At 56.1% G+C, this 26,886-nt stretch carries 19 protein-coding genes; 10 read left to right on the forward strand and 9 right to left on the reverse strand.

The window, feature by feature from the left end; genetic code table 11:
* Positions 1 to 720, forward strand: coding sequence for a GntR family transcriptional regulator (locus ACB035_RS02880; RefSeq protein ID WP_005337027.1), 720 nt, complete (start codon positions 1 to 3; stop codon positions 718 to 720).
* Between the two features lie 127 nt (positions 721 to 847).
* Here the strand turns inward: ACB035_RS02880 and xseA are convergent, their stop codons facing one another.
* Positions 848 to 2,227 (reverse strand): exodeoxyribonuclease VII large subunit, encoded by a 1,380-nt coding sequence (xseA, locus tag ACB035_RS02885; protein WP_371166625.1) that lies wholly within the window; start codon positions 2,225 to 2,227, stop codon positions 848 to 850.
* 291 nt (positions 2,228 to 2,518) lie between these two features.
* Here xseA and ACB035_RS02890 point away from each other — a divergent pair, with 291 nt between their 5' ends.
* The 3 genes from ACB035_RS02890 to guaA all read left to right on the forward strand — a co-directional run bounded on the left by ACB035_RS02890 (position 2,519) and on the right by guaA (position 6,652).
* Positions 2,519 to 3,070, forward strand: a complete 552-nt coding sequence (locus ACB035_RS02890) for a cytochrome b (RefSeq protein ID WP_371166626.1) — start codon at positions 2,519 to 2,521, stop codon at positions 3,068 to 3,070.
* Positions 3,071 to 3,514: 444 nt separating this feature from the next.
* On the forward strand, positions 3,515 to 4,978 hold the full coding sequence (gene guaB / locus ACB035_RS02895; protein WP_005360033.1) for an IMP dehydrogenase: 1,464 nt from the start codon (positions 3,515 to 3,517) through the stop codon (positions 4,976 to 4,978).
* A gap of 84 nt (positions 4,979 to 5,062) precedes the next feature.
* Positions 5,063 to 6,652, forward strand: coding sequence for a glutamine-hydrolyzing GMP synthase (gene guaA, locus ACB035_RS02900; RefSeq protein WP_149153088.1), 1,590 nt, complete (start codon positions 5,063 to 5,065; stop codon positions 6,650 to 6,652).
* Between the two features lie 418 nt (positions 6,653 to 7,070).
* On the opposite strand, the gene ACB035_RS02905 is transcribed toward guaA, so the two are convergent.
* The 5 genes from ACB035_RS02905 to ACB035_RS02925 all read right to left on the reverse strand — a co-directional run bounded on the left by ACB035_RS02905 (position 7,071) and on the right by ACB035_RS02925 (position 12,353).
* Complete coding sequence (locus ACB035_RS02905; protein WP_371166627.1) at positions 7,071 to 7,745, reverse strand: hypothetical protein; 675 nt, start codon at positions 7,743 to 7,745, stop codon at positions 7,071 to 7,073.
* An 82-nt stretch (positions 7,746 to 7,827) separates the two neighbouring features.
* The gene (locus ACB035_RS02910; RefSeq protein ID WP_371166628.1) at positions 7,828 to 8,712 is read right to left on the reverse strand and encodes a hypothetical protein; all 885 of its coding nucleotides are present in this window, start codon (positions 8,710 to 8,712) and stop codon (positions 7,828 to 7,830) included.
* Positions 8,713 to 9,137: 425 nt separating this feature from the next.
* A complete protein-coding gene (locus ACB035_RS02915; protein ID WP_371166629.1) occupies positions 9,138 to 9,944 on the reverse strand; it encodes an SIR2 family protein in 807 nt (268 codons plus the stop codon).
* A 765-nt stretch (positions 9,945 to 10,709) separates the two neighbouring features.
* Positions 10,710 to 11,537, reverse strand: a complete 828-nt coding sequence (locus ACB035_RS02920) for a bifunctional transcriptional activator/DNA repair enzyme AdaA (protein WP_371166630.1) — start codon at positions 11,535 to 11,537, stop codon at positions 10,710 to 10,712.
* Positions 11,538 to 11,588: 51 nt separating this feature from the next.
* Positions 11,589 to 12,353 (reverse strand): SDR family oxidoreductase, encoded by a 765-nt coding sequence (locus ACB035_RS02925; protein WP_371166631.1) that lies wholly within the window; start codon positions 12,351 to 12,353, stop codon positions 11,589 to 11,591.
* Between the two features lie 321 nt (positions 12,354 to 12,674).
* Here ACB035_RS02925 and ACB035_RS02930 point away from each other — a divergent pair, with 321 nt between their 5' ends.
* Both ACB035_RS02930 and ACB035_RS02935 read left to right on the forward strand, forming a co-directional pair.
* Positions 12,675 to 14,045 carry a leucine-rich repeat-containing protein kinase family protein gene (locus ACB035_RS02930; RefSeq protein ID WP_371166632.1) on the forward strand — a complete coding sequence of 457 codons (1,371 nt, stop codon included), beginning with the start codon at positions 12,675 to 12,677 and terminating at the stop codon, positions 14,043 to 14,045.
* 283 nt (positions 14,046 to 14,328) lie between these two features.
* The gene (locus ACB035_RS02935) at positions 14,329 to 14,976 is read left to right on the forward strand and encodes a thiopurine S-methyltransferase (RefSeq protein WP_005337003.1); all 648 of its coding nucleotides are present in this window, start codon (positions 14,329 to 14,331) and stop codon (positions 14,974 to 14,976) included.
* Between the two features lie 331 nt (positions 14,977 to 15,307).
* Here ACB035_RS02935 and ACB035_RS02940 read toward each other — a convergent pair whose 3' ends face one another.
* The gene (locus ACB035_RS02940; protein WP_371166633.1) at positions 15,308 to 18,094 is read right to left on the reverse strand and encodes an insulinase family protein; all 2,787 of its coding nucleotides are present in this window, start codon (positions 18,092 to 18,094) and stop codon (positions 15,308 to 15,310) included.
* Between the two features lie 162 nt (positions 18,095 to 18,256).
* Here ACB035_RS02940 and sixA point away from each other — a divergent pair, with 162 nt between their 5' ends.
* The 3 genes from sixA (at position 18,257) to ACB035_RS02955 (ending at position 20,146) form a co-directional block, all read left to right on the forward strand.
* Positions 18,257 to 18,724, forward strand: coding sequence for a phosphohistidine phosphatase SixA (gene sixA, locus ACB035_RS02945; protein ID WP_371166634.1), 468 nt, complete (start codon positions 18,257 to 18,259; stop codon positions 18,722 to 18,724).
* A gap of 133 nt (positions 18,725 to 18,857) precedes the next feature.
* Positions 18,858 to 19,064 carry a DUF1107 domain-containing protein gene (locus ACB035_RS02950; RefSeq protein WP_005336998.1) on the forward strand — a complete coding sequence of 69 codons (207 nt, stop codon included), beginning with the start codon at positions 18,858 to 18,860 and terminating at the stop codon, positions 19,062 to 19,064.
* A 164-nt stretch (positions 19,065 to 19,228) separates the two neighbouring features.
* Positions 19,229 to 20,146 (forward strand): DMT family transporter, encoded by a 918-nt coding sequence (locus ACB035_RS02955; RefSeq protein WP_193860387.1) that lies wholly within the window; start codon positions 19,229 to 19,231, stop codon positions 20,144 to 20,146.
* Between the two features lie 104 nt (positions 20,147 to 20,250).
* Here the strand turns inward: ACB035_RS02955 and ACB035_RS02960 are convergent, their stop codons facing one another.
* The gene (locus ACB035_RS02960; protein WP_201950680.1) at positions 20,251 to 21,867 is read right to left on the reverse strand and encodes a peptide ABC transporter substrate-binding protein; all 1,617 of its coding nucleotides are present in this window, start codon (positions 21,865 to 21,867) and stop codon (positions 20,251 to 20,253) included.
* Between the two features lie 382 nt (positions 21,868 to 22,249).
* Between ACB035_RS02960 and fbp the strand changes: the two genes are divergently transcribed.
* Entirely contained in the window at positions 22,250 to 23,284 is a 1,035-nt protein-coding gene (gene fbp, locus ACB035_RS02965; protein ID WP_201950682.1) for a class 1 fructose-bisphosphatase, read from the forward strand.
* A gap of 100 nt (positions 23,285 to 23,384) precedes the next feature.
* On the opposite strand, the gene mfd is transcribed toward fbp, so the two are convergent.
* Complete coding sequence (gene mfd / locus ACB035_RS02970) at positions 23,385 to 26,879, reverse strand: transcription-repair coupling factor (protein WP_371166705.1); 3,495 nt, start codon at positions 26,877 to 26,879, stop codon at positions 23,385 to 23,387.
* Positions 26,880 to 26,886 lie beyond the last annotated feature (7 nt).

The following is a 26,886-nucleotide window of genomic DNA, read 5'->3' on the forward strand; positions in this document are numbered from 1 at the left end:
GTGTCGAAAAAACCCATGTATCGCCAGATAGCCGACACCATCCAGCAGTGGATTGCGCAAGGGGAGCTGGCCCCCGGCGATGCCTTGCCCACCGAAGCTGAGTTGCGCGAGCAGTTCGGGGTGAGCCGGGTGACGGTGCGTCAGGCCCTCAAGCAGCTGACCGAACTCAACGTCATCGAGAGCATTCAGGGCAGCGGCAGCTATGTGCGGCAGGAGAAGGTGAACTACGACATCTATCAGCTCACCAGCCTCTACGAGAAGGTGACCGATCCGGCGGCCGAGACTCACAGCGACATTCTTGCCTTCGAGGTGATCAAGGCGAGCAGCGAGCTGGCCGAGCGGCTCAATCTGCTGGAAGGGGCGCTGGTCTACTACGTCAAGCGGGTGCGCTTTATTCGCCAGATCGCGGTAACGCTGGAGGAGACCTGGATGCCGCTCGCTCTCTTCCCCGATCTCAGCTATGCGGTGATGCAGGGCTCGAAGTACCACTACATCGAAGAGGTCAAGCAGCTGGTGATCGACCGCAGCGAGCAGGAGATCATTCCGGTGCTCCCCTCGGCGCAGGTGGTGGAGGCGCTCGGTATCGATCCCGCCAAACCCATTATCGAGAAGGTCTCCCGCGGCTTCTTGCAAGATGGCACAGTGTTCGAGTTCAGCCGCAACTTCTTCAAGAGCGATGATTACAAGTTCACCCTGGTGGCGCGCCGCGCCAAGGGGTGAGCAGGCGACAGCGCCCGAGATAAAAAAGGCCACCACCCTGTTTGCGGTGGTGGCCTTTTTGTTTGACCGATTAACGGGTCGATGCCGAGCTAAATAGCAGATTGGCTGGTGGTTTGATGCAGCCGTTCTACTGCGCTGAGTCTTTGATAATTTCCTCGACCCGTACCTGCAAGCTCCCTTGCGCCAGGGTGGTGACGAGCTGGTCGCCGCTGCTGACCTGATCGGCGCGGCTGATGACTTCACCACGCGCAGTACGGGTGATGGAGTAACCGCGCCCCAGCGTCGCGAGTGGGCTCACCCCGTCGAGGCGGGCGGTGAGCATGGCGAGGCGGTGGCTCGCCAGATCCTGGCGTTTGGCAATCAGCGCATAGAGCCGCTCCTCGGCCAGCTGGTGGCGGCGCTTGCCCACGGCCAGCAAACGTTCCGGGCTCTTGCTCTGCAGGCGCAGCTCAAGGTTGGTAAGGCGCCGCTCCCCCTGATGCAACCGCTGGCGCAGCAGTTGCTGCAAACGGGTGGAGAGCTCGTCGAGGCGCTGGGATTGCTGCTCCAGTCGCCGCTTCGGATCCTGATGGTCGAGCCGCTTTTGCAGCAGGATGAAATCGTGGCGGGCGGCGGTCTGCTGGCGGTTCATCGCCTGCAGCAGTCGCTGTTTAAGGTGGGCGAGGCGCTGGATGCGGGCCTGATTGTCCGGCGCCACCAGCTCGGCGGCGGCCGACGGGGTTGGGGCGCGCAAGTCGGCGGCAAAGTCGCTGATGGTGACATCCACCTCGTGGCCCACCGCGCTCACCACAGGTATGGCGGAGTGGGCAATGGCACGCGCCACAGCCTCTTCGTTAAAGCACCAGAGATCTTCGAGGGATCCGCCACCACGGCCAACGATCAGCACATCCACCTCGGCGCGCTGGTTCGCTTTGGCGATCGCCGCGACGATCTGGCTGATGGCGGCGCTCCCCTGTACCTGAGTCGGGTAGATAAAGAGCGGCAGATCCGGCGCCCGCCGTTTGAGCACGGTGAGCATATCGTGCAAAGCCGCGCCGGTGGCTGAGGTGATAAGGCCCACCGCCCGAGGTTCGCGGGGCAGCGGCCGCTTGCGGCTCTCGTCAAACAGCCCCTCGGCGCCGAGGCGGCGCTTGAGCTCTTCAAAACGCAGCGCCAACACGCCATCGCCCGCCGGCTGCATCGATTCGATGATCAGCTGGTAGTCGCCGCGCGGCTCATAGAGGGAGACCCGCGCCTGCACCAGCACCTGCATGCCATCCTGCGGGCGGAAGGCCACCCGCCGGTTGTTGCCCTTGAACATGGCGCAGCGCACCTGCGCCGACATGTCCTTGAGGGAGAAGTACCAATGGCCGGAGCTTGGCATCGCCAGATTGGAGAGCTCGCCGGTCAGCCACACCAGCCCGAGATCCTGCTCCAGGATCATGCGCACGGCGCTGTTGAGGCGGGTGACGGTAAAGACCTGCTGCTCGCGGCCGCTCGCCGCACTGGATGGGGTAAATCGGTTCAATGGCGTACCTGTGGTCTGCTCCGGCGGGGCCGGGATAAAACAATGGCCGCTATCTTAACCCGAAACAGGGAGAGGGCGTTAAGCAGGAGGCGCCAGCAGCAGAAAAGCAAGATTGGAAACGCTGCCGTTTATCCGTGCAGGCAGTATGGCTTCCGATAAAAGCCCTCGCGCTTGCCCGCATCGGGCCAAGTTACGGCTTGTCTCGATGCCGTTGATATCTCAGTTTGCTGCTGATATTCACGGCACCACCATCTTGACCAGCGTTCACTCGCCCCCTGTTTGGAGTAGCTTATGAATCCCTCAACCCACTTAAGTTTGACGACCCGTTTGCTGCACTGGTCGGTTGCCTTGCTGATGATTGGCCTGACCCTTGTCGGTTATCTGATGGTGAAATTTGAAATATGGGATCTCTATGCCCTGCATAAATCTCTGGGGGTGATTGCATTGATCTTGATCCTGCCCCGCGCCATTCTCCGCCTTGTTAAAGGGTGGCCTGAGCCTGTGCGTCAATATCCTGTGTACGAGGCATTGGCAGCCAGGGCGATCCACTGGGGTTTGCTGATTTCAACGCTGCTGATTCCGGTGTCCGGTCTCTGTTATTCCGCAGCTGCTGGCCGAGGTGTCGCGATATTTGGCTGGTCTATTATTCCGATGAATCCAGATATCCGTGATCCTGCCAATGTGATTCCATTCAGTGAATCCGTTCGGGATATTGCTCACACAGTCCATATATATTTGCCATATGTCATGCTGGCATTTTTGCTGGTGCACATTGTCGGGGCGTTGAAACATCATCTGCTGGATAAAGATAATACCTTGCTGCGGATGGTGGGGCGAAAATAATAAAGAGAGGCAACCCTTGTTGTGCCAGAAAATATATATTGTCAGCGGGCGAAATTTATTATCCAGACCAAGCAAAGGACATTGAGAAGAGAATGATACCGGTGCGAGTTGTCGCAGCGAGGGCAAGAGACAATACAGGGACACAAAACAAGGGGAGGGTGGTCAGAGGCCGCTTGCCCCCTGAGCCCCTGTCGATCATCTCTTTGCATGGGGGTTGGGCTGTGTCGGCACCTACCGGTTTTGCATAAATCACCGGTTAGCCAACTCTTTTGCCCCGAAATGGCGCTTTTCGTACTGATAATCTTGGTTTTTTGGCGTTTTGACCGCCTAAAAGAGGGCTATGCCATAAAAAATTCAAAAAACTTCTTTACCAGTGACCAATGCGTGAGTAAACTTCGTCGGCAATATTTTACACCCCCACTTCCTCAACGGTGAGATATTGCCATGCTCAGGATTGCCAAAGAAGCGTTAACCTTCGACGATGTACTGTTGGTTCCCGCCCACTCCGAAGTTCTTCCCAATACTGCCGATCTGCGTACCAAGCTGACCTCCGCCATCAGCTTGAACATCCCGATGATCTCCGCTGCCATGGACACAGTGACCGAAGCCCGTCTGGCTATCGCTCTGGCCCAGGAAGGCGGTATCGGCTTTATCCACAAGAACATGTCCATCGAGCAGCAGGCTGCTGAAGTGCGCAAGGTCAAGAAGTACGAGAGCGGCGTGGTCACTGACCCCGTCACCGTGCGCCCTGACATGACCATCGCCCAAATCAAGGAGCTGAGCCACAAGAATGGCTTTGCCGGTTACCCCGTGGTGACTGACGGCAATCAGCTGGTCGGTATCATCACCGGCCGTGACGTGCGCTTCGTGATTGACCTCTCCCAGACCGTTGAACAGATCATGACCCAGAAAGATCGTCTGGTCACCGTGCGTGAAGGGGCCCCTCGTGAAGAGGTGGTTGCCCTGATGCAAAAGCACCGTATCGAAAAAGTGCTGGTGGTGAACGCTGACTTCAAACTCAAGGGCATGATCACCGTTAAAGATTTCCAGAAAGCCGAGCGCAAGCCCCACGCCTGTAAAGATGACAAGGGTCGTCTGCGGGTCGGTGCTGCGGTCGGTGCCGGTGCCGGCAACGAAGAGCGCGTCGCTGCGCTGGTGGAAGCCGGTGTAGACGTGCTGCTGATCGACTCCTCCCACGGCCACTCCCAGGGCGTACTGGATCGCATCAAGGCTACTCGCGACGCCTATCCGGATCTGCAGATCATCGGTGGCAACGTGGCGACCGCCGCGGGCGCCAAGGCGCTGGCTGCTGCCGGTGTCAACGCCGTCAAGGTCGGTATCGGCCCGGGCTCCATCTGTACTACCCGTATCGTGACCGGCGTGGGCGTGCCCCAGATCACTGCCATCTCCGACGCCGTTGATGCGCTGGAAGGCACCGGTATTCCGGTGATTGCCGATGGCGGTATCCGCTTCTCCGGCGACATCGCCAAGGCCATTGCCGCGGGCGCCAGCTGCGTCATGGTAGGTTCCATGTTCGCCGGTACTGAAGAAGCGCCGGGCGAGATCGAGCTCTATCAGGGGCGCTCCTTCAAATCCTACCGTGGTATGGGTTCCCTGGGCGCCATGTCCAAAGGCTCCAGCGACCGCTACTTCCAGACCGACAACGCCGCCGACAAGCTGGTGCCGGAAGGCATCGAAGGTCGCGTGCCGTACAAGGGTCGCCTCAAAGAGATCATCCATCAGCAGATGGGCGGCCTGCGCTCCTCCATGGGCCTGACCGGCAGCGCCACCATCGACGACATGCGCACCAAGGCAGAGTTCGTGCGCATCTCCGGCGCCGGGATGAAAGAGTCCCACGTCCACGATGTGACCATTACCAAAGAAGCCCCCAACTATCGGATGGGCTGATAAGACGGGGCCCTGCGCCCCGTTTTTCCACCCTTTTTTTATCCCGTGCCCTTTGTGACAACATCAGCCTGATGCAGGAATAAAATGACTAAAGACATTCACCAGCACCGTATCCTTATCCTCGACTTCGGTTCCCAGTACACCCAGCTGATCGCCCGCCGCGTGCGCGAAATCGGCGTTTACTGCGAACTGTGGGCCTGGGACGTAACCGAAGAGCAGATCCGCGAATTCAATCCCAGCGGCATCATCCTCTCCGGCGGCCCCGAGTCCGTCACCGAAGCGGGCAGCCCGCGCGCCCCCGAGTATGTGTTCAACGCCGGTGTCCCTGTGTTTGGGATCTGCTATGGCATGCAGACCATGGCCGAGCAGCTGGGTGGCAAGGTGCAATCCTCCACCGAGCGTGAATTCGGTTACGCCAAGGTGGAAGTGCTGGGCGAAGCTGGCAAGAGCAGCGCCCTCTTGCGCAACATCGAAGATGCCATCGCCGACAACGGCAATGCCCTGCTGGATGTATGGATGAGCCACGGTGACAAGGTCACCACCATTCCGGCCGACTTCACCACCATCGCCCAGACCCCGACCTGCCCCCACGCGGCCATGGCCAACGAAGCCAAGCGCTTCTACGGCGTGCAGTTCCACCCGGAAGTGACCCACACCCGTCAGGGTGCCCGCATGCTGGAGCACTTCGTCAAAGACATCTGTGGCTGCGAATGCCTCTGGACCCCGGCCACCATCATCGACGACGCCGTTGCCCGCATCCGCGAGCAGGTGGGTGACGATGAAGTGATCCTCGGCCTCTCCGGCGGTGTCGACTCCTCCGTGGTCGCCATGCTGGTACACCGCGCCATCGGCGATCGCCTGACCTGCGTCTTCGTGGACAACGGCCTGCTGCGCCTGAACGAAGGCACCCAGGTGATGGAGATGTTTGGTGACCACTTTGGTCTGAACATCATCAAGGTTGAAGCCGAAGAGCGCTTCCTCTCTGCCCTGGCCGGTGTTGACGAGCCGGAAGCCAAGCGCAAGATCATCGGCCGCGTCTTCGTTGAAGTGTTTGACGATGAAGCGAAAAAGCTGAAAAACGCCAAGTGGCTGGCGCAAGGCACCATCTATCCGGACGTTATCGAATCCGCTGCCAGCAAGACCGGCAAGGCCCACGTCATCAAGTCTCACCACAACGTCGGCGGCCTGCCGGAAGAGATGAAGATGGGTCTGGTCGAGCCGCTGCGCGAACTGTTCAAAGATGAAGTGCGCCGCGTTGGTCTGGAGCTGGGTCTGCCCTACGACATGCTCTACCGTCACCCGTTCCCGGGCCCGGGTCTGGGCGTGCGCGTCCTTGGCGAAGTGAAGAAAGAGTACTGCGATATTCTGCGCCGCGCCGATGCGGTCTTTATCGAAGAGCTGCGCAAAGCCGACCTCTACAACCAGGTCAGCCAGGCGTTCGCCGTCTTCCTGCCGGTGCGCTCCGTTGGCGTGATGGGCGATGGTCGCAAATATGACTGGGTCATTGCCTTGCGTGCTGTCGAAACCATCGACTTTATGACCGCCCACTGGGCTCACCTACCGTACGACTTCCTCGGTCACGTATCGAACCGCATCATCAACGAGATCAACGGTATCTCCCGTGTGGTGTACGACGTTTCCGGCAAGCCGCCCGCAACCATCGAATGGGAATAAGCGGCTCGCGCCCTTCTACCCTTCGAGCATAAAAATGCAAAAAGACGCCCTTGAGGCGTCTTTTCTTTTTTCAATCGTTTGCGTAAAAATTTGATTCCATGCTGCGACCAGTGAAGGTTTCGTCATCAAGCTGTCTTATCAACACGCTGAGCGCGGTTGAGTGATTTTTCTTTGCATACCAGTCCTCCACTGAGCTAGGTATGTTTCTATATTGATCAGTATTGTGGTCAGTTTTACTCAGATTAATAGCTTTGCAGAGAAGAAGAATGTTATTCAATGTATAAGAAATAACGATTATATAGCCAGAAATATACCTATCGAATAGGTTTGACAGCATATGTAATTTAGCTGGCTCTGTTTTTATTAATTAGGTTTTTATGTACCAATAGAAAATGCCGCCGCTAAAGGCGGCGTATTTTTAAATTCTATTTAAATATGAGTCAACCCAATCTTTGCAATACTTTGTAATTTGCCATGATTCTAAACTAATAATAGATTGTGTTGCTACACTATAAGGAATGTCGGAGATGTACCTTTCTATTTTATTTGACTCCCCTGGTAAGTCATCCTTCCACGTATTTCTTGCATGCAGTAAAAAGTAAAGTGAACCTTGGTACTCACCTTGTTCTAATAAAACCTCATATATCCATTTAGATGCGTAGCCAATATTGTGTTTCTCAAAATACTTTGGATTGTCGGAAGAGAAAATTTTAAATGATTTACAGTATAGTAAAAGAGCAGAGTCTCGGTCACCCAGATAGAACAAACATCTTCCTACATTTCCATATGCTGATGAAAGGTTATCGTGGATTATTTTAGAGCACATCTCTTCAATGGTTTTATCGTTGCAGAAAAATTTAATTGCAAGGTCAACGTTTGTATTGATCTGTGAGTCTCGTAATGAGAGATGGTACCTATGCTTCCCAGACCAAACATCGTTTTCACCTAGAACATCAATTAAATCGGAAGCGCTTTTCCCATACGTGATGGCATTTTTATAATCTGAATTAATCCAATGTTTGTGACATAATGCAGACTTAGATAAAATCATTGTTTTATCAGGGGTTTGAAAAAGTTGAGTGAACTTGAGCATGTATTTATCAAACAGGTCATCTCGACCAAACTCAACAGCACGTGTAAAAAATGAATCGATAAAATCAAAGAATCCTTGAATGTCATTTATTTTTTTTGTGTGTCCATATGACTCTCTGAAGTGTTGAGTCTGATAGTCTTAAGTATTCCTCACAGTATCCTGAAATAAAAAAGCTCTCACATACCAGTCTTAATTCAGTTATTGCATCGTTGACTTTATCTGCATTGATAAGCACTTCTATCTTTTTTGATACTAGGTCAATATCATCAGGTGGAAGAACATGCCCAAATCGCTGTTTTATTAATAAAATAAATCCATTTAGATAGTTAACATATAGCGTTATATAACTTTCTTGCTCTTTTCTGTCATATTTTCCTTTTATAAACTCTTTAACTAGAGGGTGAAGTTCGATATAACCTTCACTTTCCTTGGATATTATTAGGTTGAGGTGTTTTAATGCACGAATAGCTTTTGTGTACTGATTGAAATTGATTTTTCTTTCAACTATTTTAGATAAATCCTCTTCTGATTCAGAAACATTGCATATGGATAACGTTCTTAATATAATTTTTTCTTTTTCCTTAAGTCCATCCCAAAGATTTTCAAGGACAGTTGCTGATATCATGCTTGAAAAGTTGGCGTCTGATTCAGAAATCCCTCTATGTTCTATTTTTTTTAAGATGTTATCGATAACTTTAAAATCTAATCTTGACTGGGCAAGAATCAGGCCCATCCATAGAGGATGACCTTGTGTAAGCACATGCAGTCGTGTAGCGGTATTATCTATTTCAGCGTGTGTGACTTTATTGTGGTATTTTTTGATTAGCTCTTTAACATCGCTTATCTTGAGTCCTTCAAGTCGTACTTGATGTGAGCCAATTCCAGCATAATGAATGAATGGCCTGCAGGTAAATATAAATTTAGAGTTGTGTTGAGTGTTTATCGCTTTTTCAAAGAAAAGCTTCATATCCCCACTTGGGGTGAATTTTTGAAGGTCTATATATTTGTCTATATTATCAAAGACAAATAATCCTTTTTTATCATTCAGTTCATTAAAAAATATATTAACTAAAGTTTCAGTATCAAGTCCAATAGTATCACTATGTGAAGTTGAACCATTAGATACTAACTCGATAAGAGAGTATAGTTTTGTCTGAAGATTTAATTCCTCTTCTTTAAAATCTCTCCAATCACAGTATGTATATATGTGCTTATCTGACTCAGATAGGAACTTTGAAGCCAGAGCAGATTTACCTTGACCACCGATACCGGTTATAAATATAACTTTATATGGTAGTTTTAAGGCCTCTAGTTCATCAGTTCTTCCAGCCCAATATTCAATTTTTGGTGGTGTATCTTGCCCATGTAATAAATTTTCTCTTTCGGATGTTATTATTTTTTTGCTGGTTGATCTACTGGGGTTGTCGTTGGTAAGTCGATTTCTTTAATATTTATTAATGCGTCAATTGCGATAGGTATATCATCAAAACAATTTATTTTTATTGTTTCAACAAATTTGTGACTTATGTCGTCAGTTGATATAACAAAATGTTCAACGCCCAACCCATCATACATGCTATCCAATGTATTGAATAAATCGGTAATGTAAGGGTCACTCAGACTAAATCCAATAAACAAGCATGAATGAGAAGATATCAATTTTTGTAGTTGGAATTTTGCTAATCCATTATTGCTACTATATAGAGTCTCATAATCGGATGAGAATATGATAGCGTGATCAATTGCATTACAACTGCCATGAATTTTCAATATAAATTCATCAGTGCCATCTAGTTTTGATAACTTATATGTGCTTGTAGGGTCAATTACTTCTATCTGGGTGTTGTATTCAATCAAATTATCATAGTTCGTAGTTATTATTTTCCTACTTAGCAATGTAAGTTTTTCATAAATTGGGTGTTTAATCGTTGTTTTAGTGGATGATTCAAATACCTCGTAGACATCTTTTATGTTTGAGTCTTTAATTTTATCTAAAATTTCGAGTGGAGGAAATAAATCTTGTTCAAGTGCATTAAGGTAACCTTGTCCTTTTTCAATAGAAGGTTTTTTTAGTACATTCATCACTATCTCATTCCAAAGTGGAAGACCGGACATTTTTGAAACGCCAGCACCGATGAATAGTAATATTTTTTTTGATTTTATTGCATTTTGTAATGAGTGTGGGATAGTAATTTCCATATATAAAGCATCCAGTTTTTTTGATTTAATTAACGTTGTCGGAATAGTTAAAGGTTATTTGGTTTTATAAAAAATATTTTGTTAGCCAAAGGTTGCTTTTTTGATTAAAAATAACAAAAGCTATTATTTATCGGCATTGTGAGTTCTTTCCGGCAGGAAGAAACGAGCAATGTTACTCACCCATGTAGAATTGCAAATTTACACTATTGAGACAGTGTTTCTCGTAATTGAGCAACCGATCCCAGTAAGACCAGTATTCCTCGAATATAACCCGGCTAATAGATAGTGGAGGCAAACTCGCAGTGTTTTGTGCGATGCTATTGACAACGTTGGCTACCGCCCCTGAGTTACAGCCCCCAGTCTGCTGCCGTTAACCTGCGTTGTCGCAATTGAAGTGCCATGGGCAACACCTATGAAGTTGTGTCTCCACATGGAGATGTTACCTATTGAGGCTGAATGAGAAAGTAGATCGTGATTTTTTTCTGTGCTGGATCAACAAATTAATTATTAACTGTTCGGTATCTGTACAGTCTCGTGGGGGGCAATGCGCTGCGCTTATTGCACCCTACCTGTTTCGTTAATCCGCTGGGGTGGTGTGGCTGAGCACTGAGCTTTGCCAAAGCAACAAAAGGGGCGATCTGCGCCCCGATTCTTTTTATGTCCCCGTTTTATATCGCCCCCGCTTGTCTGGCGCTGCCTGATTGTCTGCTGACTCACTACCAAGATGCCTGTTTTCCTCATCAGGCCGGACAGAAAAAGCCACCTTCACTCATACCTCGCCGCTTCCCAGGCGTGTATCGCCTGTTTGCGGGTCTCGCCCCAGTGATAGCCGCCGAGTTTGCCGTTTTGCTGGATAACCCGGTGGCAGGGGATCATCAAGGCGACGGGGTTGGCGCCCACCGCCAGACCCACGGCGCGGGCAGCCTTGGGATTGCCGACGGCGCTCGCCACCTGGGCGTAGCTCACCACCTTGGCGGGCGGGATCTGCAGCAGCGCCCGCCAGACGCTGATCTGAAAGTTGGTGCCGCTCACGTGCAAGGAGATGGGGCGATCCGGCGCCTTGCTGCCATCGAACATGGTGTTGATGACGTTCTGGGTGCGTGATGGCGCTTCTTGCAGCCTTGCCGCAGGCCAGTGCTGGGCGAGGGCGGCCAGCGGCGCTTCTGGGGCCTTGTCATCGAGAAACGAGAAGTTGCACACCCCCCGTGGTGTCAGGGCGACGAATGCTTGACCGAAGGGGGTGTCGTGCACCCCGTGATCGATAACCAGCCCGGCCCCGCGCTGCTTGTACTCGCCCGGCGTCACCGCTTCGAGCTGCACGAAGTGATCGTAGAGCCGCGAGCCGCTGCTAAGCCCCAGGGTATCGGCCACCTCAAGCAGCGGGCGCGACTCCAGCAGCAGCGCCTTGGCCCGCTCCAGGGTCAGCACCTGCAGATAGCGTTTGGGCGTCACTCCGGCCCAACGGCTGAACAGCCGCTGAAAGTGAAAGGGACTTAAGTGAACGTGCGCCGCTATCTCGTCCAGAGTGGGCTGGCGTTCCACCTGACTTGCGATAAAACGGATGGCATCGGCGATGCGGGCGTAATCAGACATAAGGCGCTCTCACGATAAGTTTGCGGTCGCAGGGTGTTGGGGGCGACAAGGTCATGTGCGACAAATTGATACCCCACCATCTGCCAGCAGGGCAATGCCGGTGGTAAAACTGGATGCATCGGACGCGAGATAGAGGGCCGAACGGGCGATCTCCTCCGGTTGGGCCAGCCGTTTGAGGGCATGCATATTCTGCACAAAGGCGAGACTCTCCGGCGTATTGGCAAAAGCCCGTCCCATGGGGGTGTCGGTGCCCCCCGGCAGCAGGGCGTTGACCCGAATCCCTTGTGCCCCATACTCGGCAGCCAGCACCCGGGTTAGACCGATGAGGCCCGCCTTGCTCGCCGCATAGGCCGCCATGCCGGGCAGCCCCAGGGTATGGCCGACAAAGGTGGAGGTAAAGATAAGCGAGCCGCCGCCGCGCGCCTGCATGGCGGGGATCTGGTACTTGGCCCCCACAAAGGCGCTGGTGAGATTGGTATCCAGCGTTTCCTGCCACTGCGTCAGTTCAAGCTTCTCTACGCTGCCCGGCGTGCCAGTGGTACCTGCGTTGTTGAAGGCGATATCGAGCCTGCCGAAACGAGTTAGCGCGAGATCAACCAGGTCGCGGGCGTAACTCTCGCTTTTCACATCTCCCGCCAGACTCACCGCCTGGCCCCCCTCATGGCGGATCTCCTCCACCAGCAGATCCAGCTCGGGCTGGCGGCGGGCACCGACGACGACGCTGGCCCCTTCGCGGGCAAACAGGATGGCGCTGGCGCGGCCGATGCCGGAGCTGGCGCCGGTGATGATGGCGACCTTGTTGGACAGTAATGACATGGCAGTTCCCTCGCTGAGTGTGTTGTGCGCCAGCTAAGTGGCGCACAAGGTTGGTTGTGGATTGGAATCCCAATAGGTTCCAACCGACTTGGGTTTGGCCCCCACTATGGCAACCACTCCTCGCTGGAACGACCCGAATCTTGCTCTCTTTCTCTCCAACTCGTTTTGCTACATGTCGATACAGGCCTTTGCGGCAACAAAAGGGGAGAACTGAGCCCCGAATTCTTTATAATGCCCCCCTTTAAAACCGCCGGACCCGGGTTTGGCGCGCGCTGATGGTCGCTGTGCCATCAGGCAGATCATCAGGATTGAGAAACGGTTATGCATACTCTGGAACAGCTGCGCGCAGGTGAACTGTGCGGTGCCCGCCATCTGAAGCTCTCTGAAAACCTGACGGAGTTCCCCACCGAGATTTTGAGCCTGAAAGAGACGCTGGAGGTGCTGGATTTGACCGGCAACCAGCTAAGCACGCTCCCTGACGAGCTGGCCGGGTTTGGCAAACTGCGCATCATCTTCTGCTCCGAGAACCGCTTTACCGAGCTGCCCGAGGTGTTGGGGCGTTGCCCGGCGCTCACCATGGTGGGCTTTAAGGCCAACCAGATCGTCACAGTTTCGGCCAAAGCGCTGCCCGCCGGTTTGCGCTGGCTGATCCTGACCGATAACGCAATTGAAAGGCTGCCCGATGAGCTGGGCCAGTACGACGCCCTGCAAAAGCTGATGCTGGCGGGCAACCGCCTGCGCGAGCTGCCGACGAGCCTTGCCAACTGCCGCAAGCTGGAGCTGCTGCGCATCGCCGCCAACCGCATCGAATGCTTCCCCGAGTGGCTGCTCTCGCTGCCTCGCCTTTCATGGCTTGCCTACTCCGGCAACCCCTTTAGCGAAGGGGCGGAGACGCGGGCCATCGATGATGCCCATGTCGCTCCCCTTGCCTGGGAGACGCTGGTGCTGGGCGAGCTGCTGGGGCAGGGGGCATCCGGCGTTATCCATCGCGCCACCCTTGTGGGTAATCCTGCTGATGAAGTGACTCAGGCGAGCGATAGAGGCGATGGCAGTCAGGTGGCGGTCAAGCTGTTCAAGGGGGCGGTGACCAGTGACGGGTTGCCCCGCTGCGAGATGGCAGCGTCGCTGGCGGCGGGCACTCATCCAAACCTTATCAAGGTGATGGGCAAGGTGGCGGATCACCCCTCCGGCATTCCGGCGTTGGTGATGGAGCTGATCGACCCGGCCTTTGCCAATCTGGCCGGGCCGCCGAGCTTGGACTCCTGCACCCGGGATGTCTATCCCGAGGGGCTGCATCTGAGTGTGCCGGATGCGCTGGCGATGGCCCACGGCATCGCCTCGGTGGCAGGCCATCTGCACCGCGCGGGCATCATGCACGGGGATCTCTACGGCCACAATATTCTGTTTGCCCGTGGGTCTGACGCGCCGGCTCGCGCTCTACTGGGGGATTTTGGCGCCGCCTCTTTGTATGAGCGCAGCAACCGCGAGCGGGCCATGGGCCTTGAGCGACTGGAAGTGCGCGCCTTTGGTTGTCTGCTGGAGGAGCTGTTGGCCCATTGCGATACGCAAGACTCAACGCTCGATGGGTTGCATCAACTCAAAGCGGCCTGTCTCTCTGAACTCCCCGCCGATCGTCCCGATTTTGCTTATATCGAGCGTCAGCTGGCGGCCGCTCGCGCCACGCTGTCGTGATCTTTCTGGCGTTGGCAGGCACGTTTTGGCCTGCCAACGTCATTTCCTTCTTTCATTAATGGCTATCAATGCATGACGTATTTGCATGGATAGATGTGCCTCTGCCCGTCATAAACGCACCTAATAGCGATCATTGTGACAGCGAGATGCAGGGCAAGGGGAACTCCAGTCATTCATCCGTCAAAACACTGGGGCTGCGCGGCAAAAAGGGGAGGGCAGAGGGTTGCGCGGTGCCGGTTAAGTTGTGATATTGAGGCATCTTTAGTACAGAAGGGTAATAACGATGGAAGCTGCATTTTGGCATCAGCGTTGGGAAGAGAACCGGATTGGCTTTCATCAGGCGGACTTCAACCACTGGCTGCAATCCTGGTGGTCAGCCCAGCAAGCGGACGAGCCGGTGCTGGTTCCCCTGTGTGGCAAATCCCGCGACATGCTCTGGCTGAGCGCTCAGGGTCATCCGGTGGACGGTTTCGAGCTATCGAGCCTTGCCGTCAGTCAGTTCTTCAGTGAAAACCAGCTCGCCGCGACCGTGAGCGAGGTGGGCCCTTATCAGTGCCATCAGGTGGACAGCCTGCGCATTTTTCAGGGGGATTTTTTCGCCGCCCCCAGTCTGGGTCGCCGTTACCGGCTGGTCTATGACCGCGCGGCGCTGATCGCCCTGCCGACCGCGATGCGCCGCCAGTATGCAGCCCTGATCAGTTCGCTGGTCGAGACCGGTGGCCAGATCCTGCTGGTGACCCTTGAATATCAGCCGGAGCAGCAGAGTCAGCCCCCCTTCTCGGTGGGTGAGATGGAGGTGCGAGCGCTGTTCGAACGGGACTTTCGTATCGAGGTGCTGGGGCGCGCCGCCGAGGTGGATCACCCGCGGGTGCTGTCGGGTCAGCTCTCCTACTTCGATGAGGTAGCCTACCGGCTGGTTCGCCGTGGCTAACGGGCAGCTAACGGGCGGGCAAAGGGTGATCTGTGCCGACAAATTGTCGGGCTATGCGCTCTTCGCTACCTCCTTTGACGTAGATCAACGTGACTGGCGGGGGGAGTGCCTAATATGAGGCTGTTTCTCAATCACTGTTGGCATTGCAAAGCGAGTCTCGGGTCTTTCCCGCTTGCTGATCAGCAACTCAGTGTCTGATTTTCACGCTCATGTTCACTTTTGGCGGCTTTGGTCGCAATTGTTATGGTTTTTCCAGCCGACCCTGATGGGTCGGCTTTTTATTGCCTGCGATATGCCGTGGGCAGGAAAAACGGGGGATGTCGAGGCCTGATCAGGCCTCGAAGGTGGCGGCATTGAGCCGAAATGCCCGCGGGTCGTCGATAAACTGGCCGGTGATCCGCTCGTCATGTTCGTGCCCCTGACCATAGCTGCAGAGGATCAGCCGATCGGAGGTGCGCGAACGCAGTTGGGTGATAAAGCGCACCAGATCGGCGCGGCTCAACTTGCCCACCTCGTCGCAGACCCGTTCCCGCTGATCGAACCCCAGATCCTTGTTGCCGATGCTGACCCACAGCCGCTGGCCGCGACTGCGCAGATTGGCATCCCGCTCGCTCAGCTGGGCTTGCAGCCCCGCCTTGCTCTCCTGCCACTGCTGCTCGGTAAATTCGAGCATGGCGAGCGGGAAGAGGTCGATAAACTCCTCCACCGCATCGAGCAGGATCTGCGGCCCTGCCACCGGCGACTGGATATAGAAGATCAGGCCCGGGTGGCGATTGAGAGGCAGGTTGCCGGCACCCACCACATACCCCAGTTGCTGACGGGTGCGCAGCTCGTGAAAGAAGGTAGAGGACATGATGTGGTTCGCCAGGGTAAAGCAGGCGAGATCCCGCGCCCGGGTGGTACGGGACTGGTAGTAGACCAGGAGCGCCGAGTCTTCGTGATCGCAACCCTGCTCGCGAATAAGGGTACCTCTGTCCTGAATGGAGATGAGCGGGCGGCGGGTCTCGCCGCTCGGCTTGCTGCTGGTGCCATTGATATCGCTCAGGTGACGCTCCATCAGGGCGGCCAGCTCCAGCGCTTCGGCGGCAGTCCAGTCGCCGTGTACCAGTGCCTCGACATGCACCTCGCCAAACAGCTGGGCCACGAAGCCGGGCATCTCCTCCAGCTCTACCGTGCGCAGGTGGCGCAGCAACTGCTCGAACGGCGGGTTGTTCGGTTGCAGCAAACTGGTGAGCTGGTTAAAGAGCTGGGAGATGGGGCGAGCCTTGGACTGGTTGTCCCAGTTGCGGATGAGTTGCTCCTTGATCTCGGCGAAGCGGCCCGGATCCGGATACCCCAGGGTGCGGTTGCCGAGGATCATGTCGAGTAACAGCGGCTGCTTGTCGGCAAAGCCGCTCAGGTTGATGGTAAAGCCCCCCTGATGGGCATAGATCTGGTAGCCCAGCCCCGCCAGCTCAGCCGGATAGGTGAGGGCGTTGAGGTGGTCGGCCAACAGCTCCACGGCGAGGCGTGCCATGGCGATATTGCGCGGATTTTTGACCGCATGTTCGCTATCGATGGAGATATAGAGATTGCCCTTGGGCACGCTGAACAGGTGCTCATGGAGATGCCAGAGGCGAAAACCGGGGCGATCGATAAGGCAGGCGGGCATGTCGGCGGCAAGCTCTGGCGTGCGCGGATCGAGCCTACTGCTGATAAAGGGGTTGGGCTTGGGTAGCGCCAGCGCCGAGTCCGGTTCGCTCTGCTGCCAGCGAATTTTCTCGGCCTCGGTAATGGTTGCCACGCTGTAGGGGGTCTGATACCAGCGGGCCAGCCGATCGGTTGCCACTTCCGGCGCAGTGATGGTGATACGCAGGTTGTGCGGGGTGAGCTTGGCGAGGAAGCGGCGGATCAGCGGCTCGTCATATTCGCGCATCATGTAGTCGCCGTAGAGCAGATCCTCAGGTTTGTAGCTAAAGAGGTTGAGCACCAGCCCCGACACCGTATCGAGGGGGCGGCCGCGCTCCTGGAAGCGGAACGCCGATTCGAGCACGGTCCGTTTTTCGTCATAGCGCCAGCTCTGCAGCCCTTCGCGGCCAATCAGTTTCAGATAGCCAAACAGGGCGGCGAGGATGTCGTCCACATGTTCAAGGCCCAGAGGAGTGAGGCCAAAGTTGACGCCAAAATCCTTGAAGTTGGCGCCGCTGATGCCACCGCCCGCCGAGAGCTGATTGACCCACCCTTTCGCCTTAAGCAGGGAGAGCAGGCTGCCATCCCCCTCATAACCAATCAGATGACTCAGGAAGGTGAGGGGTTTTTTGTCGTAAAACTCGTCCACATTGGGCAGGGGGAAGCAGAGCGACAGCTTGCGGGTCTCCTTGACCGGATTGATGTGGATGCGCACGCCGAGATCGTCGAGCCGGTAGAGCGGCATGGTGAGGGTCGGGGTTCCCAAATTGCGATTCAAAATGGGAGCAAAGTAGCGACAGCACCACTGCAACTGAGTATCGATAGATTCCGGCGAGATCATCACCAGCGCCATGCGATCCGCGCTGTAGTGGCTTTCGTAAAAACGGATAAGGTCGGAGCGCAGATCCCGCCCCGGCAGATCGGCCAGGGTATCGAGGTTGCCCACCGAGAACTTGGAGAAGGGGTGCGCCGGGTTGACCGTCTCTTTATGCACCTGATAGCTGCGGCGCATGTCGTCCTGCAGCTTGAGGCGATACTCGGAGTCGACCGCGTTGCGCTCCTTGTCCACCCACTCCGGATCAAAGGTGGGGCAGATAAAGAACTGGGAGAAGCGATCCAACCCCGCTTCGAAGAAGCCGTTGTCGATCTCGAAGAAGAAGTTGGTGAACTCGGTGCCGGTCCAGGCGTTGTTGCTGCCGCCATGACGGCTCATAAATTGCTGGTACTCACCAGGCTTGGGGTAGGTGCAGGTGCCGAGAAACAGCATGTGCTCCAGAAAATGGGCCATTCCCTGCCGGTCGGCGGGATCGTCAAAATGGCCGGTATTGACCGCCAGTGAGGCGGCGGATTTGTCGGTTTCGGGATCACAAATCAACAAGACCCTGAGCCGGTTGGCCAGCTCCAGAAAATGGTATTGCCGATGGTCATTGGGACTGGCATATGGGCTCATTGGCGTGTGACTCACGTTGGATTTATTTGAATTTAAACATGATTATCGACCCCGCTATCCCGTCAGGCAAACCCTTTTCTGAGAGGTAGCGCAATTGTTTCCACACCCGTGGCGGGGTAAGATCCCCCGGCTATCAAAACAGGCCCGTTGGGCGAGGTTGTAATGAAGATCTATATCATGCGTCATGGCCAGGCTGGCATGAATGCGAAAACAGATGAACAGCGTCCATTGACCGAGCAGGGTATTGAAGAGTCTATCCAGATGGCCCGCTGGCTGGCGCCTCAGCTGATTGGCCCGCTGGATCTGGTGATCCACAGCAACTATCTGCGGGCACGCCAGACCTGGCAAGCCATATGCAGTGAATTACCTGACGCAGCAGCCGTTGAAGAGAGTGGCGACATTACCCCTTACGGTGATCCCGCTTTCGTGGCCAGCTACCTCACCACTTTGGCGCAGCAACATGACCAGATCCTGATGGTCAGCCATCTGCCGCTGGTGGGTTATCTGGTGCAAAGCCTCTGCCCGGCAGCAGGAGCACCCATGTTCGCCACCTCGGGGATCGCTTGTATCGAGTGGCACGATGGCAAAGGAGCCTTGCTCTGGCTCGAAGGGCCGCATACAATAGGCTAAAAGTTAATAAAAAGTTATAGATTGAATTTTTTGGGAAGAGATGGGCGAGTTTTCCGGATTTTTATAAATAATTTACGGAATTAATTCGCAGAAGCTGCTGTCATACGGATACAACTGCAAGAGGTTGCAAACGATGAGAGTGTTCAAGAAGTACCTACCACTGATGGTGGCAAAGCATGTCAAAACCTTCTTTAAAGGTCGGATTTACATCCATGGTCGGGGGCGGTTTGATTTCCAATCCGGTTTGTTGCTGATGCCGAATCCGGCGGATATTCCCCACCGCCAGACAGTCACCGAGGTCAACGAGCTGATCTCAAGACTGCACATGGATGCCGCGTGATGCGCTTCTGAACCTGTTTCTGCACTGATATGCCCGCACTTTTGCGGGCATATTTGTTTCTAGCTACTGGCGTTCACCATGTGGCTGTTCAGGCCCACACCTTTGTTTCTCTCCCATAGCCCCCTATACTGGCCCGCTGTTGTCTCTTCGGTCTGGATCCTCTCATGCCCCTTGCCTTTCTGTTTCCCTTCTCCTGCATTGCCATCTGGGCTGGCAATGGCATCGTCAGCAAACTGGCGGTTGGTGTGTTGTCCCCGGCAGCCTTGGCCTGGTCGCGCTGGGTGGTGGCTGCGCTGGTATTAAGCCCGTTTCTGGCCCGTCGGGTATGGCGTGCGCGTGCCCGTCTGCGCGCTGGCCTTTGGCAGATCGCCATGCTGGCCTCGCTGGGCATGGTGCTCAACCAGACTTTTGGTTACTACGCGGCGCAAACCCTGGGAGCCACCGAGATGGGGTTGATGATGGGACTGACGCCGCTGCTGACCGTGCTGTTCAGTATCTGGCTGCTGCGTGAGCGGCCCACCTGGGGCGCCGTGCTGGGGGCGCTGCTTTCCATCCTTGGCTTGTCTATCTTGCTGGGGCAGGGGGATCCGACCCGGTTGTTTACCCAAGGCATTCATATCGGCTCTGTCTATATGCTGATTTCCGCCGGTACTTATGCCCTTTACAGCGTGCTGCTCAAGAAGTGGGATCTGGGGCTCGACAACTGGTCGTTGCTCTACGGTCAGGTGATCTGCAGTGTGGTGATCCTGACCCCCTTCTTTTTGCTGGTGGATGGCCAGTGGCCGGATGGTCGGGCCCTGTGGCTGATCCTCTATGCCGGTATCCCCACCTCGGCGCTCTCGCCCTGGCTCTGGATGCAGGGGATCGCCCTGCTCGGTGCCAATCGTACCGCCATCTTTATGAACCTGCTGCCGGTGATGACGGCTGGCCTTGCCATCACCCTGCTGGGTGAGCGGTTGACCAGCTATCACCTGATCGGGGGTGGGCTGACCCTGCTGGGGGTTTTGCTGGCACAGCTGCTGGTGCGTCCGGTGGTGATGGGTCGCCGCCGGGTAATGCTGGCTCCTTGTCCCGAAGAGTAATCTTGCGTGAAAGCGTAAGTGGGCCCAATGGCCCGCTTGGCCGCCAATGAAAAGCGCCTGCAGCAATGCAGGCGCTTTTTTATGGTCACATCTTGCCGAGCCGGTTATTGGGCAACCAGATAGAGCTCCTTGCTGTAGACCACATCCTGCGGGTTAAGGTGGGGGTAGCCTTTCACGAAAGGCTTGAGCAACCTGGATTTGACCGAGAAATAGATGGGGGCGATGGGGGCATCCGCATCAATGAGTGCCTCTGCCTGTTGATATAGGGCATTGCGTTCAGCGGGATCCAGCGAGTCGTGGGCCTTGGCCAGCAGGGCGTCGTACTCCTTGTTGAACCACTTGCCGCTGTTGGCACTGCTGCTGGAGGTCATGATGTCGAGGAAGGTGGAGGCATCGTTATAATCCCCGTTCCAGCCATAGCGGCTAACGCCAAAATCCCCCTCGTTGAGTGCCGAGACCATGGTCTTCCACTCCATGTTGTTGAGGGCGGCAGTGACCCCCAGGTTATGTTTCCACATGGAGGAGACGGCCAGCGCAATCTTTTTGTGGCTCTCGTTGGTGTTGTAGAGAATGTCCACTGTGAGTGGCTTGTCCGGGCCATATCCCGCTTCGGCCAACAGGGCTTTGGCTTGCTTGATCCGCTCCTCTTTGCTCAGCAGCTGGCTGGCCGGTTTTTTCAATTCAAAACCGTCCACAATGGGGGGCGTGAAGCTATATGCGGCAATTTGTCCCTGTCCCAGGATCTTGTCGGTGATGGTCTCCCGGTCGATGGCGAGCGAGAGCGCCTTGCGTACTTTCGGGTCATCGAACGGTTTGCGCTGGGTATTGAAGACATAGTAATAGCTGGCCAGTGTGGGGACGCTGACCAGTTCTTCCGGGCTCTTGCTCTTGAGCTGTTTGTACTGCTCCAGCGGATAAGTGGTGTAGTGCAGTTCACCGGTGCGATAGCGGTTGTAGGCGGCGGTTTCGGAGACGATCTCCAGATAGATCACCTTGTTCAGGACGGTGTGCTGGTTGTTCCAGTAGTGGGTATTGCGCTCGGCGCTCAGCCGCTCGTTGGGGGTCCACTCCTTGAGTACAAAGGCACCGTTGGAGACGATATTGCCCGGTTTGACCCAATCCTTGCCGTATTTTTCAATGGTGGCCTTGGGGGCCGGGAACGTGGTGTAGTGGGCCAGCGTCTTCAGGAAAAAGGGAACCGGATTTTTCAGGGTGACCTGCAGGGTGTGGTCATCGAGCGCCTTGATCCCGAGCTCTGACGGGCTCTTCTTGCCCTGTGTCACCTCCCTTGCATTGACCACTCCGGTCAACTCGATAAACCAGGCGTAGTTGGAGGCGGTCTTGGGATCGGCCGCCCGTTGCCAGCCGTAGACATAATCGGCGGCGGTGACCGGTTCACCGTTTGACCACTTGGCCTCGGGCCTCAGTTTGAAGGTGTAGACGGTACCTGTCTTGTCGACCTCGTAGCTGACGGCACCTGCTGGCTTGATCTTGCCGGTACTATCCAGCTCATAGAGCCCTTCAAACAGATCGTTGACGATGGCACTACCAGCGGTCTCTTCCACCAGTTGGGGATCGATGGTGGTGGGCTCGGTGCCGATATTGGTCACGTAGATTTGTTGGGCATCCGGCAGCAGCTTGGTACCGGCAGGCACCTGGGCAGCCCAGGCGGGAAGGGCAAACAGTCCGGCTACCATGCCGGCAATGAGAGTCTTGTTCATTGATAATCCTTGAGTTTTATTTGCTTCCAAAGCGAAATCAGTGTGCTGGATTGGCGATCGGATCTCAAGAGGCAATGGCTGAAGGATGAGCAGGCCCATCAGACTCCATTTTTAATGGCTCAAGGCCAGTCAACTCATGGCTTGCAGCAGGTTATTGCCACGAATTAAGGGGCTGAAAGTTATCGATTGAAACCGAATAAAACGCGTCTTTTACCATAACGTTAGGCGAGATAGCCTATTTAATAGGCCGCTTAATTCGCTGCAAAAACAAAAAACAGACGTTACATTAGGTTACAAATCAAGGCCGCCGGTGATCGGCATTTTTTTTGCTGACGCCTGCAAACGTTTTCAATGCCAACGGATGCGATCTAAAGGAACAAAAATGCGAAACATGATCACCATGGGTGAGTTCATCGTCAAAAAGCAGGCGGATTATCCTACCGCGACCGGCGAGCTGACCTCGTTGCTCAGCTCGATCCGCCTTGCTGCCAAGGTGGTGAACCGGGAGATCAACAAGGCGGGACTGGCGGATATCATCGGTTCCATGGGCGCTGAAAACGTACAGGGCGAGGTGCAGCAGAAGCTGGATGTCTACGCCAACGAACGCTTCAAGGCGGCGCTGGAAGCGCGCGGCGAGGTGTGTGGCATGGCCTCGGAAGAGGAAGAGGACTTCGTGGCCTTTGACTCACCGCTCTCCAAAAACTCCAAGTATGTGGTGCTGATCGACCCGCTCGATGGCTCCTCCAATATCGACGTCAACGTCTCGGTCGGGACCATCTTCTCCATCTACCGCCGTTTGAGCCCGCAAGGTTCGCCGGTGACGCTGGAGGACTTCCTGCAGCCGGGCAACCGTCAGGTCGCCGCCGGTTATGTGGTCTACGGCTCCTCTACCATGCTGGTCTACACCACCGGTTTTGGCGTCAACGGCTTTACCTACGACCCCTCCATCGGTTGCTTCTGCCTCTCCCACGAGAACATCCGCATTCCGGCAGAGGGCAAGATCTACTCCATCAACGAGGGCAACTACATCAAGTTCCCGGACGGGGTGAAGAAGTACCTCAAATATTGCCAGGAGCGCGACGAGGCGACCCACAGACCTTACACCTCCCGTTATATCGGCTCCCTGGTTTCCGATTTCCATCGCAACCTGCTCAAGGGCGGCATCTACATCTATCCGTCCGGCACCAACTCGCCGAACGGCAAGCTGCGCCTGCTCTATGAGTGCAACCCGATGGCGTTTCTGGTGGAGCAGGCTGGTGGCAAGGCCTCCGACGGTTTTGGCCGGATCATGGATATCCAACCCACTGCGCTGCACCAGCGCACCCCTTACTTTGTTGGCTCGACCAAGATGGTGGAGCGGGCCGAGGCCTTTATGCGCGAGTTCTCCGCCCATGAGGATCCAGCTAACCAAGGCTGAACGTACGCAGTAGTCAGATAGCAAATAAAAAACGGGAGCCGATATGGCTCCCGTTTTAGTTGGCGTTATCTCTCTGGCTCGACGCCAGCGCTGCAGAGACTCACAGGCTGTTGCTGGCCAGATCAGCCAGCAAACCATCTACCAGTTTCAGGCGCATGGCGCGATCCTGGGTCGGCACCTGGAAGCGCAGCCGGGTCGGCCCGTCCATCTTGTAGACCCGTGGCTGGCTGGAGAGCAGCTTGACCAGATAGGCCGGATTGACCTTGGTCTCCTGGGTGAAGTCGAGATAGCCGCCGCGCTCGCTCATCTCCACCCGGCGAATGCCAAGGGCGGTGGCGCGCTGGCGGAAAGCGGCCAGCTCCAGCAGGGTTTTGGTCGCCTCCGGCAAGAGGCCGAAGCGGTCGATCAGCTCCACTTTGAGCTCGCGCAGCTCCTGCTCGTCCGCCGCACTGGCGATCCGCTTGTACATGGAGAGGCGCATGTTGACGTCCGGAATATAGTCATCCGGCAGCAGTGCAGGCAGGCGCAGTTCCACCTCGGTGTGCTGGCTCATCAGCTGCTCCAGCGACGGCTCCTTGCCATTTTTCAGTGCCTCGACCGCCTGCTCCAGCATCTCCATGTAGAGGGTGAAGCCGACCGATTCGATCTGACCGCTCTGATCGTCGCCGAGCAGCTCGCCTGCGCCACGGATCTCCAGATCGTGGGTCGCCAGCGCAAAGCCGGCGCCGAGATCTTCGAGGGAGGCGATCGCCTCCAGCCGTTTGACCGCATCCTTGGTCATCAGCTTGGGATGGGGGGTGAGCAGGTAGGCGTAGGCCTGATGATGAGAGCGGCCAACCCGGCCACGCAGCTGGTGCAGTTGAGCCAGACCGAGATGATCCGCTCGATCCATGATGATGGTGTTGGCGCTCGGCACGTCGATGCCGGTCTCGATAATGGTGGTACAGACCAGCAGGTTAAAGCGCTGGTGGTAGAAGTCGGACATGATCCGCTCAAGGTCACGCTCGCGCATCTGGCCGTGGGCGATGCCGATGCGGGCCTCGGGTACCAGCTCCGCCAGATCGGCGGCACACTTCTCGATGCTCTCCACGTCGTTGTGCAGGTAGTAGACCTGGCCGCCACGTTTGAGTTCCCGCAGCACCGCCTCGCGCACTACAGCCGGTTCGTGCTGGCGCACGAAGGTCTTGATGGCGAGTCGCTTGGCGGGCGGGGTGGCGATGATGGAGAGATCCCGCATGCCGGACATCGCCATATTGAGGGTGCGCGGAATGGGGGTAGCGGTGAGAGTGAGGATATCCACATCGGCCCGCAGTGCCTTGATCTTCTCCTTCTGGCGCACCCCGAATCTGTGCTCCTCATCGACGATGAGCAGTCCCAGATCCTTGAAGGTGAGTTCGGAGCCGAGCAGCTTGTGGGTGCCGATGATGATATCCACCTTGCCTTCGGCCAATTCCTTCATCACAGCGCTCTGCTCCTTGGCGGAGCGGAAGCGGCTCAGCACCTCGACACGCACCGGCCAGTTGGCGAAGCGGTCGCGGAAATTGTCATAGTGCTGTTGCGCCAGTAGGGTGGTGGGCACCAGCACGGCGACCTGTTTGCCGCCATGCACGGCCACAAACGCCGCCCGCATAGCCACTTCGGTCTTGCCGAAACCCACGTCGCCGCACACCAGTCGGTCCATGCTCTTGGCCTGACACATGTCCCCTAGCACCGCATTGATGGCGTTGAGCTGATCGTCGGTTTCCTCGAACGGGAAGCTGGCGGCAAACTGGCGATAGGCCTCTTTGTCGTGCTTGAAGGCAAACCCGGCGCGAGCGGCGCGATGAGCGTAGACATCCAGCAACTCGGCTGCCACGTCGCGCACCTTCTCCGCCGCCTTGCGCCGCGCCTTGCTCCAGGCCTCGCCGCCGAGTTTGTGGCTGGGCGGGTTATCAGAACCGGTGTAGCGGCTGATAAGGTGCAAACTGGTGACCGGCACGAACAGCTTGTCGCCGCCGGCATATTCGAGGGTCAAAAACTCGGTGGGCAGACCACCGGCGTCGATGGTTTCGAGCCCCAGATAGCGGCCGACCCCGTGATCGAGATGGACCACCGGCTGACCCTGGGTCAGCTCACCCAGGTTTCTGATCACCGCATCGGAGCTTAAGTTTTTGCTCTTCTCCCGTGCCCGCTTGCTGCGCACCTTGCCGCCCAGCAGCTCGGTTTCGGTGATCAGGGCCAGTGGCTGATTACTGGCATCAGCTCCGGCTTCCTGCCACAGGAAGCCACGTTCAAGCGGTGCAACCAAAAGGCCGTGGCGATCCGGGCTTGCTATAAAGGCGTCGAGAGAGGGGAACTCTTTGGGTTGCAGCGAGATACGCGCCAGCAGATCGCCGAGCACCTCCCGCCGTCCTTCGGACTCCACTGCAAACAGGGTGCGCCCGGCAAAGCCTTGCAGGAACTGGTTGAGCGCCAGCAGGGGTTGTTCCTGGCTGTGATCGAGTTGCAGGTCCGGCAGCGCCTCGATGGGCAGATCGTGCTGACCGGCATCGCCCGCGGTGGCGGCCTCTTGCAGCCGCACCGCGCCATATTGGCTGAGGGCGGCAAAGAGCTGCTCCACCGGCAGATAGAGCTGGGCTGGGGGTAGCAGTGGGCGAGTGTTGTCCCAGCGTCTGTCTTCATAGCGCTGGCCGATATCGTTCCAGAAGCGCTGGGCAGCGGGGTAGATATCCCCCACGGTGAGCAGCAGGGTCTCTTCCGGCAGGTAGTCAAACAGGCTGGCGGTCTGGTTGAAGAAGAGCGGCAGATAGTATTCGATGCCGGCGGGCCAGCGCCCCTTGCTCACCTCCTGATAGACGGAGCCCTCGGCCCGCGACAGCTCGAACTGCTCGCGGAACTGGCCGCGAAACAGCTCGATGGCCGCCTCGTCGGTAGGGTATTCCCGGGCGGGCAGCAGGCTGACCGTCTTGACCGGTTCGCTGGAACGCTGGGTTTCGGGATCGAACGGGCGGATGGAGTCCACTTCATCGTCGAAGAAGTCGATGCGATAGGGGCTGCTGCTGCCCATGGGGAAGAGATCGAGCAGGGAGCCGCGGGCGGCAAATTCGCCATGTTCCAGCACCTGGTCCACCGCCACGTAACCCGCCTCGGCCAGGCGCCCGCGCAGCTGTTGCAGGTTGAGGCGCTGACCGGCCTTCACCATCAGGCTGTATTTGTCGAGATAGACCCGGGGGGCGCAGCGCAACATCAGGGTGGAGATGGGGACAATCAATACCCCCTTGCTCATCTGCGGCAGCTTGTAGAGAGTCTCGAGCCGCTGGGAGATGATGTCCTGATGGGGAGAGAAGGTGTCGTAGGGCAGGGTCTCCCAATCGGGGAACAGCAATACGGGGGCGGACTGATCGGCTAGCTGCTTGTCTGCCAGCAGCTTGTCTGTCAGCAAATACTGCAGCTCCTGCTCCAGGCGCAGGGCGCTCGGGGTATCGGCGGTGATAAGCAGTACCGGCCCCTTGGCTTCACTGGTGAGACGGGCTGCAATCAGCGAGAGGCTGCTGCCAACCAGCTGGCCGAGCGTGATCTTTTGGCCCGCTTTGGCGGGCAAGGCGGGGAGTGTCATTGGCATG

This window comes from Aeromonas sp. S12(2024) (assembly GCF_041402305.1).
Taxonomy (GTDB): domain Bacteria; phylum Pseudomonadota; class Gammaproteobacteria; order Enterobacterales; family Aeromonadaceae; genus Aeromonas; species Aeromonas veronii.

Excerpts from the sequence above, each read along its gene's own strand:
- ACB035_RS02890 (WP_371166626.1), top strand. The coding sequence starts at position 2,519 with ATGAATCCCTCAACCCACTTAAGTTTGACGACCCGTTTGCTGCACTGG.
- guaB (WP_005360033.1), top strand. The coding sequence starts at position 3,515 with ATGCTCAGGATTGCCAAAGAAGCGTTAACCTTCGACGATGTACTGTTG.
- guaA (WP_149153088.1), top strand. The coding sequence starts at position 5,063 with ATGACTAAAGACATTCACCAGCACCGTATCCTTATCCTCGACTTCGGT.
- ACB035_RS02905 (WP_371166627.1), bottom strand. The coding sequence starts at position 7,745 with ATGCTCAAGTTCACTCAACTTTTTCAAACCCCTGATAAAACAATGATT.
- ACB035_RS02910 (WP_371166628.1), bottom strand. The coding sequence starts at position 8,712 with ATGAAGCTTTTCTTTGAAAAAGCGATAAACACTCAACACAACTCTAAA.
- ACB035_RS02915 (WP_371166629.1), bottom strand. The coding sequence starts at position 9,944 with ATGGAAATTACTATCCCACACTCATTACAAAATGCAATAAAATCAAAA.
- ACB035_RS02920 (WP_371166630.1), bottom strand. The coding sequence starts at position 11,537 with ATGTCTGATTACGCCCGCATCGCCGATGCCATCCGTTTTATCGCAAGT.
- ACB035_RS02925 (WP_371166631.1), bottom strand. The coding sequence starts at position 12,353 with ATGTCATTACTGTCCAACAAGGTCGCCATCATCACCGGCGCCAGCTCC.
- ACB035_RS02930 (WP_371166632.1), top strand. The coding sequence starts at position 12,675 with ATGCATACTCTGGAACAGCTGCGCGCAGGTGAACTGTGCGGTGCCCGC.
- ACB035_RS02935 (WP_005337003.1), top strand. The coding sequence starts at position 14,329 with ATGGAAGCTGCATTTTGGCATCAGCGTTGGGAAGAGAACCGGATTGGC.
- ACB035_RS02940 (WP_371166633.1), bottom strand. The coding sequence starts at position 18,094 with ATGAGCCCATATGCCAGTCCCAATGACCATCGGCAATACCATTTTCTG.
- sixA (WP_371166634.1), top strand. The coding sequence starts at position 18,257 with ATGAAGATCTATATCATGCGTCATGGCCAGGCTGGCATGAATGCGAAA.
- ACB035_RS02950 (WP_005336998.1), top strand. The coding sequence starts at position 18,858 with ATGAGAGTGTTCAAGAAGTACCTACCACTGATGGTGGCAAAGCATGTC.
- ACB035_RS02955 (WP_193860387.1), top strand. The coding sequence starts at position 19,229 with ATGCCCCTTGCCTTTCTGTTTCCCTTCTCCTGCATTGCCATCTGGGCT.
- ACB035_RS02960 (WP_201950680.1), bottom strand. The coding sequence starts at position 21,867 with ATGAACAAGACTCTCATTGCCGGCATGGTAGCCGGACTGTTTGCCCTT.
- fbp (WP_201950682.1), top strand. The coding sequence starts at position 22,250 with ATGCGAAACATGATCACCATGGGTGAGTTCATCGTCAAAAAGCAGGCG.
- mfd (WP_371166705.1), bottom strand. The coding sequence starts at position 26,879 with ATGACACTCCCCGCCTTGCCCGCCAAAGCGGGCCAAAAGATCACGCTC.